A 247-nucleotide genomic window follows, 5' to 3' on the forward strand; every position below is an offset into this window, starting at 1 on the left:
TTTTCATGCTTTTAGTGGGTAGGATTGGTAAAAGCGTGGGGCTTAATGCGAGCGGTAGCTTCTTGTTTGTTGGAATGTTTCAATTTTACTTGAGAATAATTGAGGCTAACGGCATGCTTGATTTTAGCCCCATAACTTAAATTATAGACTTTTTTAGGCTGGTAATAATTAAGGGCTTCTTCAATCCTTTCTTTAGAGAGCAAAAAAAGCGAGTCGCTAAAAGTTTCATAACCTTTAAAATTACTCT

The 247-nt window shown here is 35.6% G+C and carries 1 pseudogene; it reads right to left on the reverse strand.

Annotation, left to right across the window (positions count from 1 at the left end):
• Positions 1-41: 41 nt before the first annotated feature.
• A pseudogene (locus BZK24_RS08385) lies at positions 42-247 on the reverse strand (motility associated factor glycosyltransferase family protein); the annotation flags it as partial.

The sequence above is a fragment of the Helicobacter pylori genome (genome assembly GCF_001998165.1).
Classification (GTDB): domain Bacteria; phylum Campylobacterota; class Campylobacteria; order Campylobacterales; family Helicobacteraceae; genus Helicobacter; species Helicobacter pylori_DL.